We start from the raw sequence: 19,233 nt of genomic DNA on the forward strand, positions 1-19,233 counted from the left end.
TGCTATAGGTCGTTAGTGTTGCACGACTTCCTTTTCAAGAAAACTTTAGACAGTGACAATCAACAGCGCCCCCACCAACGAGGTCCTGAACGCCGCCGAGCTTGCCTCGGAGGAAAGCCGCGCATCCGCGACCCCGATGATGGAACAGTATATCGAGATCAAGGCCAACAATCCGGGCAGCCTGCTGTTCTACCGGATGGGCGATTTCTACGAGCTGTTCTTCGAGGATGCCGTCGACGCCTCGCGGGCGCTCGGCATCACGCTGACCAAGCGCGGCCAGCATCTCGGCCAGGACATCCCGATGTGCGGCGTGCCCGTCCATGCCGCCGACGACTACCTGCAGCGGCTGATCTCGCTCGGCTTCCGCGTCGCCGTCTGCGAACAGGTCGAGGATCCGGCCGAGGCGAAGAAGCGCGGATCGAAATCTGTCGTCAAGCGTGACGTCGTGCGCCTGGTCACGCCCGGCACGCTGACCGAGGAAAAGCTGCTTTCGCCATCGGAATCGAACTACCTGATGGCGCTCACCCGCATCCGGGGCGGTGCCACGCCGCAGCTGGCGATCGCCTGGATCGACATCTCGACAGGAATCTTTCGTCTTGCCGAGACCGATGAGGGTCGCCTGCTCGCCGATATCCTGCGGATCGAGCCGCGCGAGCTGATCGTCGCCGACACGCTGTTCTTCGATCCTGAGCTGAAGCCCGCCTTCGACGTGCTGGGCCGCGTGGTCGTGCCCCAGCCGGCCGTGCTGTTCGACAGCGCCACGGCGGAAGGACGCATCGCCCGCTATTTCGGTGTCAAGACGCTCGATGGTTTCGGCACGTTCAGCCGCGCGGAGATCGCCGCCGCTGCCGCCGCCGTCGCCTATGTCGAGAAGACCCAGATATCGGAGCGCCCGCCGCTCGGGCTTCCCGAGCGCCAGAGTGCGGCCTCGACCTTGTTCATCGATCCGGCTACCCGCGCCAATCTCGAACTGGTGAAGACGCTGTCCGGCGATCGCAACGGCTCGCTGCTCAAAGCCATCGATCGGACGGTGACCGGCGGCGGGGCCCGCCTTCTGGCCGAGCGGCTGATGTCGCCGTTGACCGATCCGCATGCGATCGCCGGCCGCCAGGATTCCGTCGCCTTCCTGCTGTCGGAGCCTTCACTTTCCGATCGGCTGCGCGACGGCCTGAAGCGCGTGCCCGACATGCCGCGCGCGCTTTCGCGCCTGGCGCTCGATCGCGGCGGCCCGCGCGACCTCGGCGCCATCCTGCAGGGGATCGCCACGGCGGGCGAAGTCGCTGGCTTGCTGGGCGACGCGGTTCTTCCCGAAGAGCTTGCCGGTGCCGTCGCCGATCTCAAGGCCCTGCCGCAAGGCCTCGCCGATACTCTCGGCGCGATGCTGGCCGAAGACCTGCCGCTGCTGAAGCGCGACGGCGGCTTTCTCAAGAGCGGTGCCGTGCCCGAACTCGATGAGGTGCGGGCGCTGCGCGACCAGTCGCGCCGGGTGATCGCCGGCCTGCAGCTGCAATATGCCGAAGAGACCGGCATCAAGTCGCTAAAAATCAAGCACAACAACGTGCTCGGCTATTTCATCGAGGTGACGGCGGGCAATTCCGGGACGATGACGGAAGGGGAGGCGGCCAAGGCCCGCTTCATTCACCGCCAGACCATGGCCAGCGCCATGCGGTTCACCACGACCGAGCTTGCCGATCTCGAAACCCGCATCGCCAATGCCGCCGGCCAGGCGCTGGCGATCGAACTCGAAGCCTTCGAACGGATGACGGCAGCGGTGGTCGCCGCTGCCGAGCCGATCAAGGCGGCGGCGCGGGCGCTGGCCGTGATCGACGTCGCCGCCGGGCTGGCAGCCCTTGCCGAGGAGCAGGGTTATTGCCGCCCGCTGGTCGACGACAGCAACATGTTCTCCATCGTCGCCGGCCGGCATCCGGTGGTCGAACAGGCGCTGCGCCGCCAGTCGGCGAGCCCCTTCATCGCCAATGACTGCAATCTCTCGCCCTCCGAGACCGGTTCGGACGGAGCGATCTGGCTGCTGACCGGCCCCAACATGGGCGGTAAGTCGACCTTCCTGCGCCAGAACGCACTGATCGCCATCCTGGCGCAGATGGGCTCGTTCGTGCCTGCGGGCTCTGCCCATATCGGTGTGGTCGATCGTCTGTTCTCCCGCGTCGGCGCTTCCGACGACCTGGCGCGCGGCCGCTCGACCTTCATGGTCGAGATGGTCGAAACGGCGGCGATCCTCAACCAGGCGACCGAGCGCTCGCTCGTCATCCTCGACGAGATCGGCCGCGGCACCGCGACCTTCGATGGCCTGTCGATCGCCTGGGCGGCGGTCGAACATCTGCACGAGGTCAATCGCTGCCGCGCGCTGTTCGCCACCCATTTTCACGAACTGACGGTGCTCTCGGAAAAGCTCGGCCGCCTTTCCAACGTCACCATGCGGGTCAAGGAATGGGACAACGACGTCATCTTCCTGCACGAAGTCGGCCCCGGCGCGGCTGACCGGTCCTACGGCATCCAAGTCGCCCGCCTTGCCGGCCTGCCGGCCTCGGTCGTTGCCCGCGCGCGCGACGTGCTGACAAGGCTCGAGGATGCCGACCGAAAGAATCCGGCGAGTTCGCTGATCGACGATCTTCCGCTTTTCCAGGTGGCGGTGCGCCGTGAGGAGGCGAGTAAGGCAGGTCCCTCGAAGGTCGAGGAAATGCTGAAAGGTCTCGATCTCGATGACATGACGCCGCGCCAGGCGCTTGACGCGCTCTATGACCTGAGGAAACAACTTGGCAAGCCTTGACGGCTAATATCCCTGTCCAATGCGCCTGAAAGGCGTTATAGCGCCATCCGTCGCCGGCCCTCGGGCCAGCCGACAAGCCAGGAAAGCAAGCCGCAACAATGGCCATGACCGAACTCGAATACGGTGACCTGCTCGACGTCGCCGCCCTCAAGGCCGACTGCGAGGCCGTTGCCCGCGCCCATGCCGGCCATCTGCTCGACATTCGCGCCGGCCTGCTGCCGATCCTGAAGAAGGCGAGCGCCGATGGACGCGAGGTCGCAAAGGCCAAGCTCTTCGCCGATGGCAGCGGCATCAATTGCGCCCAGCGCATTTCCTGGATCCAGGACCAGCTGATCTCGGTGATCTTCGATCTCCTCGTCCGCCATGTCTATCGGGACAAGGCTGACATGGTCGCTGTCTCGGCGGTCGGCGGTTATGGCCGCGGCACGCTTGCACCGGGTTCGGACATCGACCTCCTGTTTCTTACCCCGCCGAAGCTGACCGCCGACATGCACAAGGCGGTCGAGTTCATGCTCTATCTGCTGTGGGACATCGGCTTCAAGGTTGGCCATGCGACGCGTACGGTGGATGAGTGCATGCGCCTGTCGAAGGGCGACATGACGATCCGGACCGCCATTCTCGAAACGCGTTTCGTTTGCGGCCAGGAGGACCTCGTCACCGAACTGCAGCGCCGTTTCGACCAGGAAGTGACCAACAACACCGCGCCCGAATTCATCGCCGCCAAGCTTGGCGAGCGCGACGAACGCCACCGCAAGGCCGGCGACAGCCGTTACCTCGTCGAACCGAACGTCAAGGAGGGCAAGGGCGGGCTTCGCGACCTTCAGACGCTGTTCTGGATCGCCAAGTACAAGTACCACGTCCGCGATGCCGGCGATCTCGTCCGTCTCGGCGTCTTGTCGCGCCAGGAATGGCGCCTGTTCCAGAAGGCCGACGATTTTCTCTGGGCGGTGCGATGCCACATGCACTACCTGACCGGCAAGCCGGAGGAGCGCCTCTATTTCGACATTCAGCCGGAGATCGCCCGCAATCTCGGTTACCAGCCACGCCCCGGCCTCTCGGCAGTCGAGCGCTTCATGAAGCACTATTTCCTGGTGGCGAAGGATGTCGGTGACTTGACCCGCATCTTCTGCGCCGAACTGGAGGAACAGCAGGCGAAGGCTGCGCCGGGCCTGACCGGCGTGATCGGCCGCTTCGCCAATCGGCCGCGCAAGATCCCCGGTACGCCCGAATTCATCGAGGATCGCGGCCGCATCGCGCTTGCCGATCCGGAGGTGTTCAAGCGCGATCCCGTGTCGATCATGCGGCTCTTCCATGTCGCCGACCTGAACGGCCTGGAATTCCATCCCGATGCGCTGAAGGCCGTCACACGCTCGCTGGCGCTGATCGACCATGATTTCCGCGAGAACGAGGAGGCGAACCGGCTGTTTCTCGCCGTGCTGACCTCGCGCCGTGATCCGGGGCAGATCCTGCGCCGGATGAACGAATCCGGCGTGCTCGGCCGTTTCGTGCCGGAGTTCGGCAAGATCGTCTCGATGATGCAGTTCAACATGTATCACCACTACACGGTCGACGAACACCTGATCCGCACAGTGGAGGTTCTTGCCGAGATCGAAAAGGGCAAGGCCGAGGAGATCCATCCGCTCGCCGCCAAGCTGCTGCCGGGCATTGAGGACCGCCAGTCGCTCTATGTGGCCGTCCTGCTGCACGATGTTGCCAAGGGCCGGCAGGAAGACCACTCGATCGCGGGCGCGAAAGTGGCACGCAAGCTCTGCCCGCGCTTCGGCCTGAACCCCAAGCAGACCGAACTCGTCGTCTGGCTGATCGAACAGCATCTCCTGATGTCGATGGTCGCCCAGACGCGCGACCTGCACGACCGCAAGACGATCACCGACTTCGCCGACAAGGTCCAGTCGCTCGACCGGCTGAAGATGCTGCTCGTGCTGACCGTCTGCGACATCCGCGCCGTCGGCCCGGGCGTGTGGAACGGCTGGAAGGGCCAGCTGCTGCGTACGCTCTACTACGAGACCGAGCTCCTGCTCTCCGGCGGCTTCTCCGAGGTTTCGCGCAAGGAGCGGGCGAAGCATGCCGCCGAACAGCTCGGCAAGGCGCTTGGCAACTGGAGCCAGAAGGACCAGAAGACCTATACCAAGCTGCACTACGAGCCCTACCTGCTCTCCGTGGAGCTGGAGGATCAGATCCGTCACGCCCATTTCATCCGCGAGTCGGACAAGGCCGGCAAGGCGCTGGCGACCATGGTCCGGACCCATTCCTTCCACGCCATCACCGAGATCACGGTGCTCTCGCCTGACCATCCGCGCCTGCTGTCGATCATCGCCGGCGCCTGCGCGGCTGCCGGGGCCAACATCGCCGACGCGCAGATCTTCACCACCTCCGACGGCCGTGCGCTCGACACCATCCTGATCAACCGCGAATTCCCGATCGACGAGGATGAGATGCGCCGCGCCGCCACCATCGGCAAGATGATCGAGGATGTGCTGTCGGGCCACAAGCGCCTGCCGGAAGTCATCGCCACGCGCAGCAAGGGCAAGAAGAAGAACAAGACTTTCCCGGTCCAGCCGGATGTGACGATCTCCAACGCGCTGTCCAACAAGTTCACGGTTGTCGAGGTCGAGTGCCTTGACCGCATCGGCCTGCTGGCGGAAATCACCGCCGTCCTGTCCGACCTGTCGCTCGACATTCACTCGGCGCGCATCACCACCTTCGGCGAAAAGGTCATCGACACCTTCTACGTCACCGACCTGGTCGGCCAGAAGATCACCAACGAGAACCGCCAGGCCAGCATCGTCACCCAGCTGAAGGGTGTCATGGCCGAGCAGGGTGACGAGTTGCGGGATCGAATGCCCTCCGGCATCATTGCCCAGGCCGTCCAGCGTTCCGTGCCCGCCCAGAAGAAGGCCAAGGTCTGACCATGGGACTGGTGAAGAAGTTCATGACCGTCGGCGGCGCGACGCTCGGCAGCCGCGTCTTCGGCTTCGCCCGCGAAACGCTGATGGCGGCCGCCCTCGGCACGGGGCCGATGGCCGACGTCTTCTATGCCGCCTTCCGTTTCCCGAACCTCTTCCGCCGGCTTTTTGCCGAAGGGGCCTTCAACGCCGCCTTCGTTCCGCTCTTCGCCAAGGAGATCGAGGCGAACGGCGTCGATGGCGCCAAGCGCTTTTCCGAAGAAGTCTTCGGCGTGCTGTTCTCGGTGCTCTTGCTCATCACCATCGTCATGGAGCTTTCCATGCCGCTCCTGGTGCGATGGGTCATTGCGCCGGGCTTTTCCGACGATCCGGAGAAATTCTCGCTGACCGTCCGGCTCGCCGTGGTCATGTTTCCCTATCTGATGTGCATGTCGCTGACGGCCATGCTCTCCGGCATGCTGAATTCGCTGCACCATTTCTTTGCCGCCGCGATCGCCCCCGTCTTTCTCAATGTGATGATGATCGGCGCACTGTTCTGGGCGCTCTACAACGGTGCCGATCCCGCCTTGACCGCCTGGTATCTGTCCTGGTCGGTGCTCGGCGCGGGCCTGCTGCAGATGGCCGTCGTCTATGCCGGCGTGCGCCATGCCGGCATGAGCATCGCCTTCAAGTTTCCGCGCTTTACACCCAATGTGAAGCGTCTTCTGGTGCTTGCCGTTCCGGCGGCGGTAACCGGCGGCATCACCCAGATCAACCAGCTGATCGGACAGGCGATCGCCTCCGGCAAGGAAGGGGCGATTGCCGCCCTGCAATATGCCGACCGCATCTACCAGCTGCCGCTCGGCGTCGTCGGCGTGGCGGTCGGTGTCGTGCTCCTGCCCGAACTCGCGCGCGCGCTGAAGTCCGGACACATGAAGGAAGCCGGCAATATCCAGAACCGCTCGATGGAATTCGTGCTGTTCCTCACGCTGCCGGCGGCGGCTGCGCTGTGGGTGCTGTCCGACGAGATCATCCGCGTGCTCTATGAGCGTGGCGCCTTTTCGCAGGAGAACACCACGGTCGTCGCCGCCATCCTGGCGATCTACGGCATCGGCCTTCCGGGCTTCGTGATGATCAAGGCGCTGCAGCCGGGCTTCTATGCACGCGAGGACACCCGCACGCCGATGCGGTTCACCGGCGTCTCGGTGGTGATCAACTCGGCGCTGGCGATCTCGCTCTTTCCGATTCTGGCCGAGCGCGGTATCGCGGTCGCCGAAGCGGCGGCCGGCTGGGTCAACACGATCCTGCTGTTCGCCACGCTGCATCGGCGCGGCCATCTGACCTGGGAATGGGCGCTCGTCACCCGCACATTGCGCCTCATCGTCGCCGCGACGATCATGGCGGTCATGCTCGTCTATCTGTCGGACTACTGGTCGACCTGGCTGGCGCCGGAGGCCTCGCTTCTCCATCAGGTCACGGCGCTCGGCGGTCTGGTTGCCGTCGCCATGGTGGTCTATTTCGTCATTGCCTTTGCCATCGGCGGCGCCGATCTCAGCATGCTGCGGCGGAACCTCAAGCGCAAGCCCAGGGTCTGACCGGGCGTTTCCGTCTAGCGTCTCTTGCAGTGCGTCCAGGTGCGCTTCGGGCCGATGTCGACATGCACCAGGCCGTTGCAGTAGCGACCGATGCCGCCAATGCCGGGCGCGGTCGCCGCGGCCGCCAGCACGCGCTTTTCCGATACCCCCGGCACCCGAATGTCGGCTGCATAACAATGGCTGTGCTGCGACGTGCCGGAATGCGGGCGATGGCCCGACGTGATGATCGGCTTGCGCTTCGTCTCCACGGCGATGTGGGCGAGGATCGCCTTCAGTTTCGTCGGAAAGCAGCCGGCTCTGACACTGACCCGCTGCAGAGTATAGGCCGCCGTGTAGTCGTGATTGAGCTTTGTGACGCGATGTTTCTGGCTCTCACCGGCTTCGACGGTGGCATCGAGGCCGAGTGCCAGGAGACAGGCAAGCGCGACGCGAAAAGTAATGCGCATGGCATCCCCCGTGAAAGGACCTTTCGTCATGAAAGGTTGATTAGGTTGCGAGGGAGTATTTCATTTCCAAAAGTGACATGAATAAGGAGCAATTTGCTTCAATTCGGGATTTATGCTGCCTCAATGGTTAAATTGACTTAACTTTTCGACCAAATCGACCCTTTGTCCCTCGCTCTGCGAGCCCGCAGGCCGCCGCCAGTCAGGAGCCAAGATGCCCTCCCAATCGCTTTTCCTCGTCGCCCTCGTTGTCGATGACTATGCCCGCGCCAGGAATTTCTACTGCAATATTCTCGGTTTCGACTGCCTCGAGGACACACCCCAGCCGGATGGAAAGCGGTGGCTCGTGGTCAAGCCGAAGGGCGTAGAGGGAGCGGCGCTGCTGCTGGCCCGGGCAGACGGCGTCGAGCAGGTGGGAGCGATCGGCAATCAGACCGGCGGACGCGTCGGCTTCTTCCTCAAGACGGACGATTTTGCCCGCGACCATGCGGCCTATCTCGCCGCCGGGGTGACCTTCCTCGAGGTGCCGCGTCACGAACCCTATGGGACCGTGGCGGTCTTTCAGGATATCTTCGGTAATCGCTGGGATCTCATTCAGCCTGCCGGCTGAGCGGTGCGGGAAACAGGCTCTTGATTGTGGGCGATCCGGCGTGCATAAGCCGCAGCGTATTTCGATCGACAGATCGGGCCCTCCACCAGCCTGTTGAGGACAATCATGGGTGAGTTCAAGCCGCTGGTCTTTTCCGGCGTTCAGCCGACCGGCAACCTCCATCTCGGCAATTATCTCGGTGCGATCCGCAAGTTCGTCGCGCTGCAGGAACATCACGACTGCATCTATTGCGTCGTCGACCTGCACGCCCTGACGGCGCAGCTCGTCCACGACGACATGCAGGGCCAGATCCGGTCGATCACGGCCGCCTTCCTCGCCAGCGGCATCGACCCGAAGAACCATATCGTCTTCAACCAGTCGGCCGTGCCGCAGCATGCCGAGCTCGCCTGGATCTTCAACTGCGTCGCCCGCATCGGCTGGATGAACCGCATGACGCAGTTCAAGGACAAGGCCGGCAAGGACCGCGAGCAGGCCTCGCTCGGCCTCTATGCCTATCCAAGCCTGATGGCCGCCGACATTCTCGTCTACCGCGCCACCCATGTGCCGGTCGGCGAGGACCAGAAGCAGCATCTGGAACTGACCCGCGACATCGCCATGAAGTTCAATCTCGATTTCGTCGATCATATCCGCCGCACCGGCTACGGCATCGACATTACCGTCGGCGAGGAGCCGGTGCATGCCTATTTCCCGATGGTCGAGCCGCTGATCGAGGGCCCCGCGCCCCGCGTCATGAGCCTGAAGGACGGCACCAAGAAGATGTCGAAGTCGGATCCGTCCGACCTGTCGCGTATCAACCTGATGGATGACGCGGAAACGATCTCGAAGAAGATCCGCAAGGCGAAGACCGACCCGGACGCGCTTCCGAGCGAGACCGAAGGCCTGAAGGGCCGCCCTGAGGCCGACAACCTGGTCGGCATCTTCGCAGCCCTCTCCGACCGCACCAAGGAAGACGTGCTCAACGAGTTCGGCGGACAGCAGTTCTCGGTGTTCAAGCCGGCCCTCGTCGAGCTTGCGGTCGACGTCCTGTCGCCGGTCAACGGTGAAATGCGCCGTCTGATGGGCGACACCGCCTATATCGACGGCGTCCTGCGCGACGGCGGCGAAAGGGCGCGGGCACGTGCCGAAAAAACCATGAAGGAAGTCCGCGACATTATCGGTTTCGTGCAGTAAAGTCGCCGCGATCCGCGCGGCTGGGGCTCTGAACCAGTCGCTGAACGGCCGAAGTTCAACCCATCCTGCGGCGGGGTTCCCTATGGTTTCAACGCGCCTGTCACGCCTCGAAGGTCACCGCCGCAAGTTCATGGCGGTGATCGACAACACGCCGGAATGCTCCCGCGCGGTCCACTATGCAGGACGGCGCGCCAAGAACTCCAATGGCGGCCTGGTGCTGATGTATGTGATCCCCGAAGGCGACTTCCAGCAATGGCTGGGGGTGGAGGAGATCATGCGGGCCGAGGCCCGCGAAGAGGCCGAAGCCGTGATGGCCAAGGCGGCGCAGACGGTGCGCGAGACCATCGGGATCGAGCCCGAAATCGTCATCCGCGAGGGAAATTCCACCACGGCGATCAATGCCCTGATCGAGGAAGACCGCGACATCGCCATCCTCGTTCTGGCGGCCGGCTCGACCAAGGAAGGCCCGGGGCCGCTGGTATCGATGATCGCCGGGCGCGGCGCCGCCTTTCCGATCCCGGTGACGGTTCTGCCGGATTCCCTCACCAACGAGGAAATCGACGCGCTCTGCTGATCGGTCCCATGGCAAAAGCCAAATCCAGACTTGAAGGCAGTCGCGTTCGGGCCTATTTCTTTTGAAGCTTTCTAAATTGAACGGCGGTCCTTGAAGCCGCTCGGAGGTTCCCATGTTCATCCAGACCGAAGCCACGCCGAACCCGGCGACCCTCAAGTTCCTCCCCGGCAAGGTGGTAATGGAGTCCGGCACCGCCGAGTTCCGCGACGCCGACAGCGCTGCCGTCTCGCCGCTGGCGGCCCGCATCTTCTCGATTCCCGGCGTGACCGGGGTCTTCTTCGGCTATGATTTCGTCACCGTCACCAAGGACGGCCCGGAATGGCAGCACCTGAAGCCGGCGATCCTCGGCACGATCATGGAGCATTTCATGAGTGGCGCGAAGGTCATGGGTTCGGCCGCCGCCGCCAATGACGAGGACGGCGAGGAAGAATTCTTCGAGGCCGGCGACGAGACCATCGTCGCGACGATCAAGGAACTGCTGGAAACCCGTGTCCGTCCGGCCGTTGCCCAGGACGGCGGCGACATCACCTTCCGCGGTTTCAAGAACGGCAAGGTCTATCTCAACATGAAGGGCGCCTGCTCCGGTTGCCCGTCCTCGACCGCCACGCTGAAGCACGGCGTGCAGAACCTGCTGCGCCATTTCGTGCCCGAGGTCCAGGAAGTCGAAGCAGTCTGACAAGGGTTGGACGAGGAGCAGGGCATGATCGTACTGGCGATCGATACGGCCGGGGTCGATTGTTCCGCTGCCGTCTATGACGGAGAAGCCAAGCGTCTGCTGGGCGTGTCGACCGAGATGATCGGCCGCGGCCATGCGGAAAAGCTGATGGCGACGATCGACGCGGCCCTGGCGGCCGCGGATCTTGATCTCTCTGCTGTCGAGCGCGTTGCCGTGACCGTCGGACCGGGCTCGTTCACCGGCATCCGGGTCGGCGTTGCGGCCGCACGCGGTCTGGCGCTGTCGCTTGGTGTCGAAGCCGTCGGTGTCTCCACGCTGGCTGCGTTGGCGAACACGGCCGAGGAAACCGGCCGTCCGGTGCTGGCTGCCATGGATGCCAAGCGCGCGGAAATCTATCTGCAGCGCTTCTCCGCGGCCCGTGTGCCGCAGGGGGAGCCGGAAATGGTTTCGCTCGATCGCTTCCGCGAAATCGCGGCCTCTGGCGAATGGCAGGTCACCGGGTCGGCGGGCGCGCTGCTCTTGGATCCGGACGCAGAGACTGAGAAGGATCGCTTTTCCATTTCCGTCGTCGCCAGGCTTGGCGCAGAGGCGAAAGCTGCGGGCAAGCCGAAGCCGCTATATTTGCGAGGCCCCGATGCAAAACCGCAGACGGGCTTTGCCGTTTCCCGAGCGTGAAAGCCTATGCTGGATACCTATCTCAAGCGAAAGCCCGAATTCGAAATCGTACCCATGTCCACCGAGCACTGCGCGGCGGTGGCCGAAGTGCATGCCCAGCGCTTTTCCAAGGCATGGAACGACGGCGAATTCCTGAGCCTGCTGCTGCAGCCGAATTCCTTCGGTTTCGTCGTCTGGCAGACCAATACGCTGATCTTCAAGGCGCCGCTCGCAGGTTTCGTGCTGGCGCGCGAAACGGCCGGCGAGGCCGAGATCCTGACCATTGCCGTCGGTGACAAGTTCGGCCGTTTTGGTCTTGGCTGGCGCCTGATGCAGGCGGCGATGCGCGAGGCGGGCGGGCGCGGCGGGGAAGCGATGTTCCTTGAAGTCGATGACGGCAACGCGGCGGCGCTTGGTCTCTACCGCAAGCTCGGCTTCCAGAAGGCCGGCGAACGGCCGGCCTATTATACCGACGCAAGTGGACGGCGGTCGTCCGCGCTTGTCATGCGTCGCGATCTTCGATAGTTGCCTCTGTCATACGTCCGACATGCGCGGGAAACATGTGGCCATGAGCGAAGCACTTAAATCGCTGGAAGACTTGTGCGTCGAGCGCGGCATGCGCATGACGGAGCAGCGCCGTATCATCGCGCGGATTCTCGAGGAGTCCGCCGATCACCCCGATGTCGAGGAACTCTATCGCCGCTCGGTGAAGATCGACGCGAAGATCTCGATCAGCACGGTCTATCGCACGGTCAAGCTGTTCGAGGATGCCGGCATCATCGAACGCCACGACTTCCGCGACGGCCGCTCGCGCTATGAGACGGTGCCGGAAGAGCATCACGACCACCTGATCGACCTGAAGACCGGCGTGGTCATCGAGTTCCACTCGCCGGAGATCGAGGCGTTGCAGGAGCGCATTGCGCGCGAACACGGCTTCCGCCTCGTCGATCATCGGCTGGAACTCTACGGTGTGCCGCTGGCCAAGGACGAAGGCTGAGCCCATGCATCCGCCATCGAGGGTGATTGCGTGATCAACTGGCTCAGGGTCGGGCTTGCCTTGCTTCTCGTGCTGCTCGTGACGCTGGTACTGGCACCGCTGCAGTTGCTGGCGCTGCGCTTCGACTGGAAGCTTCGCCGTCGTCTGCCGCGGCTGTGGCACAGCACGACATGCCGGCTGATCGGCATCCGCATCCGCGCCCACGGAACGCTCGAACGACACCGGCCCCTGATGATCGCCGCCAACCATGCCTCGTGGAAGGACATCCTGGTGCTCGGGGCGCTGGCCGACGTCGTGTTCATCGCCAAGACCGAAGTGGCCGATTGGCCGATCTTCGGCACGCTCGCCAAGCTGCAGAAGAGCATCTTCGTGGTGCGCGAACAGAAGCGCCGCACCGGCGACCAGGTGAGCGAGATCGCCGAGCGCATGGCCGATGGCGAGATCGTCGTGCTCTTTCCGGAAGGCACGACCTCCGACGGCAACCGCGTCCTCGAGGTCAAGACCTCCCTGTTCGGTGCCGCCGCCGCGGCCCTGCCGCTGGCGCCTGAGGGCGTCGTCTACGTCCAGCCGGTGGCAATCGCCTATACCCGGGTGCACGGCATGCCGATGGGCCGCTATCATCGGCCGATCGCCGGCTGGCCGGGCGATGTCGGCATGGTGCCGCATCTGATGGGCGTCTTGAAAAGCGGTGCGATCGACGTCGATGTCAGTTTCGGCGAGGTGGTGGAGTACCGCGAGGGGGGCAATCGCAAGCAGGTCGCGGGGCTCGTGGAGAAGCGGATTCGCAGCATGTTGCTCGACCATCTGCGCGGCCGGCTGTGGCGCTGAGCCTCCGGCTCCACTTTTCGGTTTAATCCGCCGGGAAAAACCACTAAATAGCCCGCATGACACAGGACACCGCACTTCTCGACGCCACGGGCCAGCCGGAAGGCGCCACCGCCGTTGCCGAACGCAAGGTCTTCATCAAGACCTATGGCTGCCAGATGAACGTTTACGATTCCGGCCGCATGACCGATGCGCTGGCCGCCGAGGGCTATATCGCGACGGAGACCATGGACGATGCCGATCTGGTCCTGCTGAACACCTGCCATATCCGCGAGAAGGCGGCCGAAAAGGTCTATTCCGCGCTTGGCCGGCTACGCGAGACGAAGAAGGCGCGTGCAGCCGAAGGCCGCGAGTTCATGATCGGGGTCGCCGGCTGCGTCGCCCAGGCGGAAGGCGACGAGATCGCCCGCCGCGAGCCCGCCGTCGACGTGGTGATCGGCCCGCAGACCTACCACCGCCTGCCGCAGGCGCTGCGTCGCGCCCGAACCGGCGAGCGGGTGGTCGATACGGAATACGCCCTGGAAGACAAGTTCGAGCATCTGCCGGACCCGGCCAAGGTCAAGGGCGGGGTGCGCAACGTCACCGCCTTCCTCACTGTCCAGGAAGGCTGCGACAAGTTCTGCACCTTCTGCGTCGTGCCCTATACCCGTGGCTCGGAAGTCTCCCGGCCGATCGCCCAGATCGTTTTGGAAGCCGAAAAACTGGTCGCCTCCGGCGTGCGCGAACTCACCCTGCTCGGCCAGAACGTCAATGCCTGGCACGGCACGGATGCCGCGGGCCGGGCGATCGGCCTTGGCGAACTGCTCTACAGGCTGGCGGAGATCCCGGGGCTCGCCCGGCTGCGCTACACCACCAGCCATCCCCGCGACATGGATGACCGGCTGATCGAGGCGCATCGCGACCTGAGAATGCTGATGCCCTATCTGCACCTGCCGGTGCAGTCCGGTTCGGACCGCATCCTCAAGGCGATGAACCGCCGTCACAAGGCTTCGGAATATATCGCGCTCGTCGAGCGCATCCGGGCCGCCCGGCCGGACATCGCCCTGTCCGGCGATTTCATCGTCGGCTTCCCCGGTGAGACGGACGCGGACTTCCAGGCGACCATGGATCTGGTCGAAACCGTCGGCTACGCTCAGGCCTATTCGTTCAAATATTCGACCCGTCCCGGCACGCCGGGCGCCGACCTGCCGGATCATGTGGCCGAAGAGGTCAAGGTCGAACGCCTGGCCAGGCTTCAGGAATTGCTGCTGAAACAGCAGCAGGATTTCTCCCGCTCCTTGATTGGACGTGAAATCGACTTACTTCTGGAGAAGCCCGGTCGCATGCCCGGTCAATTGATCGGACGATCTCCTTGGCTGCAATCGGTGAATGTTGATGCAAACGCATCGAAAATCGGTGACATTATCAATGTACGAATCACCGCAGCCGGCCCAAACAGCTTGTTTGCCGAGGTGGCAGAGGGTTAGAGTGAGGGCCATGACCTGATCGAACAGGAGCCTGATCGCTTGAACGCACAAGAAGTGATTTCTTCATCCTCACGCAACCTCCAAGCCGCCGTGACCGACGCCAATCACTTCATCTTGACGTTCGAGAACAATCGGTTCGCCAGCGAGCTCTTCGGCCAGTTCGACCAGAACCTCAAGCTGCTGGAAGATCGGCTGCAGATCCAGGCGCGCGCGCGCGGCAATTCCGTGTCGATTTCCGGCGATCTGCTGGCGACCAACCAGGCGCGCCGGGCGCTGGACTTCCTCTATGCGCGGCTGCAGAGCGGCGGTTCGGTCGAATCGTCCGACGTCGAGGGTGCGATCCGCATGGCGGTTGCCGCCGACGATCAGCTGACGCTGCCGACGATGGAGCGCAAGGCCAAGCTCTCCATGGCGCAGATTGCCACCCGCAAGAAGACCATTTCCGCCCGCACGCCGACGCAGGACGTCTACATGCGCGCGCTCGAGCGCTCGGAACTGGTGTTCGGTGTCGGTCCGGCCGGTACCGGCAAGACCTATCTGGCGGTCGCCCACGCGGCGCAACTGCTGGAGCGCGGCGTGGTCGACAAGATCATCCTGTCCCGTCCGGCCGTCGAGGCCGGTGAACGCCTCGGCTTCCTGCCCGGCGACATGAAGGAGAAGGTCGATCCCTATCTTCGCCCGCTCTATGACGCGCTCTACGACATGATGCCCGGCGACAAGGTCGAACGCGCCATTACCGCCGGCGTCATCGAGATCGCGCCGCTCGCATTCATGCGCGGACGCACGCTGGCCAATGCCGCAGTCATTCTCGACGAGGCGCAGAATACCACATCGATGCAGATGAAGATGTTCCTGACCCGTCTTGGCGAGAACGCCCGCATGATCGTCACCGGCGACCCCAGCCAGATCGACTTGCCGCGGGGCGTGAAATCCGGACTGGTCGAGGCGCTGCAGATCTTGAACGGCGTGGAGGGTGTGTCCTTCGTGCGCTTCAAGGACGTCGATGTCGTGCGCCATCCGCTGGTTGGACGCATCGTCCGGGCTTATGACGCGCAATATGCGGTGCAGGACGAAAGCGAGCAGACCGACCGTTAGGCCGGACGAAGACCCATGCAGCAACTTGACATCCAGATCGCCGTCGAAGCCGATGGCTGGCCGGAAGAAGTGGAACTTGAGACCGTCTCGAGCCATGTGCTCGAGGCGGCCGCCACCTTCCTGAAGGCCGAGGAGAAGCAGCCTTTCCCCGCCATGCCTCCGGAAGTGTCCCTGGTTTTTTCCGACGACGCGCAGGTGCGGGCGATCAATGCGGAATGGCGCGGCCAGGACAAGCCGACCAACGTGCTGTCCTTCCCGGCTTTCCCGCTCGTTCCCGGAGGCAAGCCGGGGCCGATGCTGGGCGACATCATCATCGCGCGGGAGACGGTTGAGCGCGAAGCAGCCGATCTCGACAAGAGCTTCAACGACCATCTCACCCATCTCATGGTCCATGGTTTCCTGCATCTCTTCGGCTACGACCACATGGACAGCGAAGAGGCGGAAAGAATGGAGAGCATCGAGACTCGCATTTTGGCCTCGCTTGGCTTATCTGATCCCTATGCGGGCCAGGACCCGGTTTGACAGTTTGGAATAATGAGCGATTTTTCGACGAGAGCGGCCTCTGAGGCCAATGAGGGATCGGACGGTTCCTCTTCGGATGAAGGCGGCAGTCCTTCGCGGCCGGAGAGTACCGGCCGAGCAAACACTTCCTTTTGGGCGCGAGCCGCCCGCATATTGAGGCCGTCGCAGGCGTCCAGCCTGCGCGAGGACCTGACGGACGCTCTTAGAGCCGATGCCGGCACCGGCGACGTCTTCACGCCCGAGGAACGGGCGATGCTCAACAACATCCTGCGCTTCCGCGAGGTGCGGGTGGAGGACGTGATGGTCCCGCGCGTCGACATCGAGGCGGTCGACCAGAGCATCAGCATCGGCGAGTTGATGGTGATCTTCGAGGAGTCCGGCCGATCGCGTATGCCGGTCTACTGCGACACGCTCGATGATCCGCGCGGCATGGTGCACATCCGCGATCTTCTGTCCTATGTGACGAAGCAGGCCCGCAACAAGCGCCGCAATGGTGTGCGGCAGGCCCAGGAAAAGACGGAGAAGGCGGATAAACCCACGCGCGCGGCCAAGACGGATTTCGACCTTGCGCGTGTCGACCTTTCCAAGACCGTCGCGGAATGCGGCATCGTCCGTTCGATCCTCTTCGTTCCGCCTTCGATGCTGGCCTCCGATCTGTTGAGCCGGATGCAGGCGGCCCGCACCCAGATCGCCCTGGTGATCGATGAATATGGCGGCACCGACGGGCTGGTCTCCCATGAGGATATCGTCGAAATGGTCGTCGGCGACATCGAGGACGAGCATGACGACGAGGAGGCGATGTTCAGCCGTGTGTCGGATGACGTGCTGGTGGCCGATGCACGCATCGAACTGGAGGAGATTGCCGCGGCGATTGGCTCCGATTTCGATGTTCGCGATCAACTCGACGACGTCGACACGCTGGGTGGCTTGATCTTCGCGGCGCTGGGACGCATTCCTGTGCGTGGCGAGGTCGTCCAGGCGCTGCCCGGCTTCGAATTCCACATTCTCGATGCAGATCCCCGGCGCATCAAGCGTGTCCGCATCGTGCGCAAGCGCCCTGCGGCCCGCCGGCGCGTCACGAAGGGTGAAGTCGAGGTGCCCGCCTCGTCGGGGAAGACGCGAGCCGCGGCAAAAGGAGATTTGGCCGTGATGGACGAGGCGCTTCCGACGGACGCCGATAGCAACGCCTGACGCCCCGGTCTCCGGCGATCCGTTCCTATCCGCACGACAAGCCCGGTGTTTTTTGGAACACTGCGGACGAAACGATTCGCGGACATGGAAAGGGACGGGGCATGGAACGGCTGGCCGGGAGGATCATGCTGCTCGGGGGGGCGAAACGCGCATTTCTGGCGTTTTTCGCCGGAGCGCTCGGCGCGCTCGCGCTGCCACCCTTCGGCTTCTTTGCCGTCTTCTTCATCTCCTTTCCCCTTCTCGTCTGGCTGCTGGACGGCATTTCCGGCAATCCTGACCGCGGCCATTCCTTCGGTTTGCGATCCGCCTTTGTCACCGGCTGGCTGTTCGGCTTCGGCTATTTCACTGCCGGACTTTGGTGGCTCGGCAATGCGCTGCTGTTCGAGGCCGAGGAGTTCGCGTGGGCGCTGCCGCTGGCCGTGCTGGGCCTGCCGGCGGTGCTGGCGATCTTCTACGGATTGGCGACGACGCTTGCCCGGCTCGTCTGGTCGGATGGCATGGGGCGGATAGCGGCACTTGCCGCCGGCTTCGGTCTGGCCGAGTGGCTGCGCAGCTTCGTAGCGACCGGCTTTCCGTGGAATGCCATCGGCTATGGGGCGATGCCGATCCCGTTGATGATGCAGTCAGCCGCGCCGCTCGGGCTGTTCGGGGTCAGCACGCTTGCCGTCTTCGTCTTCGCCGCGCCGGCGCTGCTCGGCACCCGAAAGGGGCTTGTTCCGGGGCTTGCGCTGGCCGGCCTGCTCTTTGCCGCCCATCTCGGCTATGGCGCCTTCAGGCTGCAGGAGCTTCTGCCGGCCGGCGCAAGCAGTCTGACGGTGCGGCTGGTGCAGCCGGCGATCGACCAGGCGAAGAAGCTGGAGAATGCCGATCGCATCGATGTGTTCAACCAGCACCTTGCGCTGTCGGCGCAGCCGGTCGAGCCCGGCAAGCCGGAGCCGGACATGATCGTCTGGCCGGAAACCTCCATCCCGTTCATCCTCACAGAGCATCCCGACGCCTTGTCGCGGATCGCCGATATGCTGAAGGATGGCCAGGTGCTGGTGACCGGCGCTGTGCGTGCCGAGGATCAGGGGGCGGGCCAGGCGCCGCGCTACTACAATTCGGTCTACGTGATCGACGACAAGGGGCAGATCCTCTCCGCTTCCGACAAGGTGCACCTGACTCCCTTCGGCGAATACGTTCCCTACGAGGAGGTGCTGCGCCGGGTCGGCTTCGACAATCTGATCAGCCTGCCGGGTGGTTTTTCTCCGGCCTCGCAGCGCACGCTTTTGACCCTGCCGTCCGGGATCGGTCTCTATCCGCTGATCTGCTACGAGATCATATTTCCCGATGAAGTTGACATCCCGGCAGGCAAGGCCGGCGCCATTGTCAACCTGACGAACGATGCGTGGTTCGGCGCGACGCCGGGGCCCTATCAGCACTTTCTCCAGGCGCGCATACGCGCCGTTGAGGCAGGTTTGACGCTCATTCGGGGCGCCAACAACGGCATTTCCGCCGTTGTTGATCCGCGCGGGCGTATTATTTCTGGGGTGGCGCTGAATGCCCGGGGAGCGGAAGATGCAACCTTTGGTGTCATTGCTGTCTCGAATTGGAACAACAGTGATCGCAAACTAAACTTCTGGTTGGTTATGCTTGCCGTCGCATCGGCTGCGTTGATTTCACGCATGGGTTTTATTTTTCGGAAGAATTGACCAAAAACCCCTAAAATTGCATAGTGGATTGAA

General features: G+C 63.6%; 17 protein-coding genes. 16 read left to right on the forward strand and 1 reads right to left on the reverse strand.

Features of this window, described 5'->3' with window-relative positions:
* Positions 1-52 precede the first annotated feature (52 nt).
* The 3 genes from mutS to murJ all read left to right on the forward strand — a co-directional run bounded on the left by mutS (position 53) and on the right by murJ (position 7,286).
* Entirely contained in the window at positions 53-2,788 is a 2,736-nt protein-coding gene (gene mutS, locus L867_RS0121715; protein ID WP_037174181.1) for a DNA mismatch repair protein MutS, read from the forward strand.
* Between the two features lie 98 nt (positions 2,789-2,886).
* Complete coding sequence (locus tag L867_RS0121720; RefSeq protein WP_028738783.1) at positions 2,887-5,715, forward strand: [protein-PII] uridylyltransferase; 2,829 nt, start codon at positions 2,887-2,889, stop codon at positions 5,713-5,715.
* 2 nt (positions 5,716-5,717) lie between these two features.
* Positions 5,718-7,286: a murein biosynthesis integral membrane protein MurJ gene (gene murJ / locus L867_RS0121725; protein ID WP_028738784.1), complete on the forward strand. Its 1,569-nt coding sequence runs from the start codon at positions 5,718-5,720 to the stop codon at positions 7,284-7,286.
* Between the two features lie 14 nt (positions 7,287-7,300).
* On the opposite strand, the gene L867_RS0121730 is transcribed toward murJ, so the two are convergent.
* A complete protein-coding gene (locus L867_RS0121730) occupies positions 7,301-7,732 on the reverse strand; it encodes a YcbK family protein (RefSeq protein WP_028738785.1) in 432 nt (143 codons plus the stop codon).
* 211 nt (positions 7,733-7,943) lie between these two features.
* Here L867_RS0121730 and L867_RS0121735 point away from each other — a divergent pair, with 211 nt between their 5' ends.
* The 13 genes from L867_RS0121735 to lnt all read left to right on the forward strand — a co-directional run bounded on the left by L867_RS0121735 (position 7,944) and on the right by lnt (position 19,200).
* Entirely contained in the window at positions 7,944-8,339 is a 396-nt protein-coding gene (locus L867_RS0121735; protein ID WP_028738786.1) for a VOC family protein, read from the forward strand.
* A gap of 105 nt (positions 8,340-8,444) precedes the next feature.
* A complete protein-coding gene (gene trpS, locus L867_RS0121740; RefSeq protein WP_028738787.1) occupies positions 8,445-9,509 on the forward strand; it encodes a tryptophan--tRNA ligase in 1,065 nt (354 codons plus the stop codon).
* Between the two features lie 82 nt (positions 9,510-9,591).
* Entirely contained in the window at positions 9,592-10,083 is a 492-nt protein-coding gene (locus tag L867_RS0121745; RefSeq protein WP_028738788.1) for a universal stress protein, read from the forward strand.
* Positions 10,084-10,195: 112 nt separating this feature from the next.
* On the forward strand, positions 10,196-10,759 hold the full coding sequence (locus tag L867_RS0121750; RefSeq protein ID WP_028738789.1) for a NifU family protein: 564 nt from the start codon (positions 10,196-10,198) through the stop codon (positions 10,757-10,759).
* 24 nt (positions 10,760-10,783) lie between these two features.
* On the forward strand, positions 10,784-11,434 hold the full coding sequence (gene tsaB, locus L867_RS0121755; protein ID WP_028738790.1) for a tRNA (adenosine(37)-N6)-threonylcarbamoyltransferase complex dimerization subunit type 1 TsaB: 651 nt from the start codon (positions 10,784-10,786) through the stop codon (positions 11,432-11,434).
* 6 nt (positions 11,435-11,440) lie between these two features.
* The gene (locus tag L867_RS0121760) at positions 11,441-11,938 is read left to right on the forward strand and encodes a GNAT family N-acetyltransferase (RefSeq protein ID WP_028738791.1); all 498 of its coding nucleotides are present in this window, start codon (positions 11,441-11,443) and stop codon (positions 11,936-11,938) included.
* Between the two features lie 43 nt (positions 11,939-11,981).
* Complete coding sequence (locus L867_RS0121765; RefSeq protein ID WP_028738792.1) at positions 11,982-12,410, forward strand: Fur family transcriptional regulator; 429 nt, start codon at positions 11,982-11,984, stop codon at positions 12,408-12,410.
* Positions 12,411-12,440: 30 nt separating this feature from the next.
* Positions 12,441-13,238, forward strand: a complete 798-nt coding sequence (locus L867_RS0121770; RefSeq protein WP_028738793.1) for a lysophospholipid acyltransferase family protein — start codon at positions 12,441-12,443, stop codon at positions 13,236-13,238.
* 56 nt (positions 13,239-13,294) lie between these two features.
* Positions 13,295-14,701, forward strand: a complete 1,407-nt coding sequence (gene miaB, locus L867_RS0121775; protein WP_028738794.1) for a tRNA (N6-isopentenyl adenosine(37)-C2)-methylthiotransferase MiaB — start codon at positions 13,295-13,297, stop codon at positions 14,699-14,701.
* A 39-nt stretch (positions 14,702-14,740) separates the two neighbouring features.
* A complete protein-coding gene (locus L867_RS0121780) occupies positions 14,741-15,796 on the forward strand; it encodes a PhoH family protein (protein ID WP_028738795.1) in 1,056 nt (351 codons plus the stop codon).
* Between the two features lie 15 nt (positions 15,797-15,811).
* Positions 15,812-16,318, forward strand: a complete 507-nt coding sequence (ybeY, locus tag L867_RS0121785) for an rRNA maturation RNase YbeY (protein ID WP_028738796.1) — start codon at positions 15,812-15,814, stop codon at positions 16,316-16,318.
* A 12-nt stretch (positions 16,319-16,330) separates the two neighbouring features.
* Positions 16,331-17,509: a transporter associated domain-containing protein gene (locus L867_RS26110; protein ID WP_084638688.1), complete on the forward strand. Its 1,179-nt coding sequence runs from the start codon at positions 16,331-16,333 to the stop codon at positions 17,507-17,509.
* 101 nt (positions 17,510-17,610) lie between these two features.
* A complete protein-coding gene (gene lnt, locus L867_RS0121795; protein WP_028738797.1) occupies positions 17,611-19,200 on the forward strand; it encodes an apolipoprotein N-acyltransferase in 1,590 nt (529 codons plus the stop codon).
* Positions 19,201-19,233 lie beyond the last annotated feature (33 nt).

The organism is Paenirhizobium selenitireducens ATCC BAA-1503 (genome assembly GCF_000518785.1).
Taxonomy (GTDB): Bacteria; Pseudomonadota; Alphaproteobacteria; order Rhizobiales; family Rhizobiaceae; genus Allorhizobium; species Allorhizobium selenitireducens.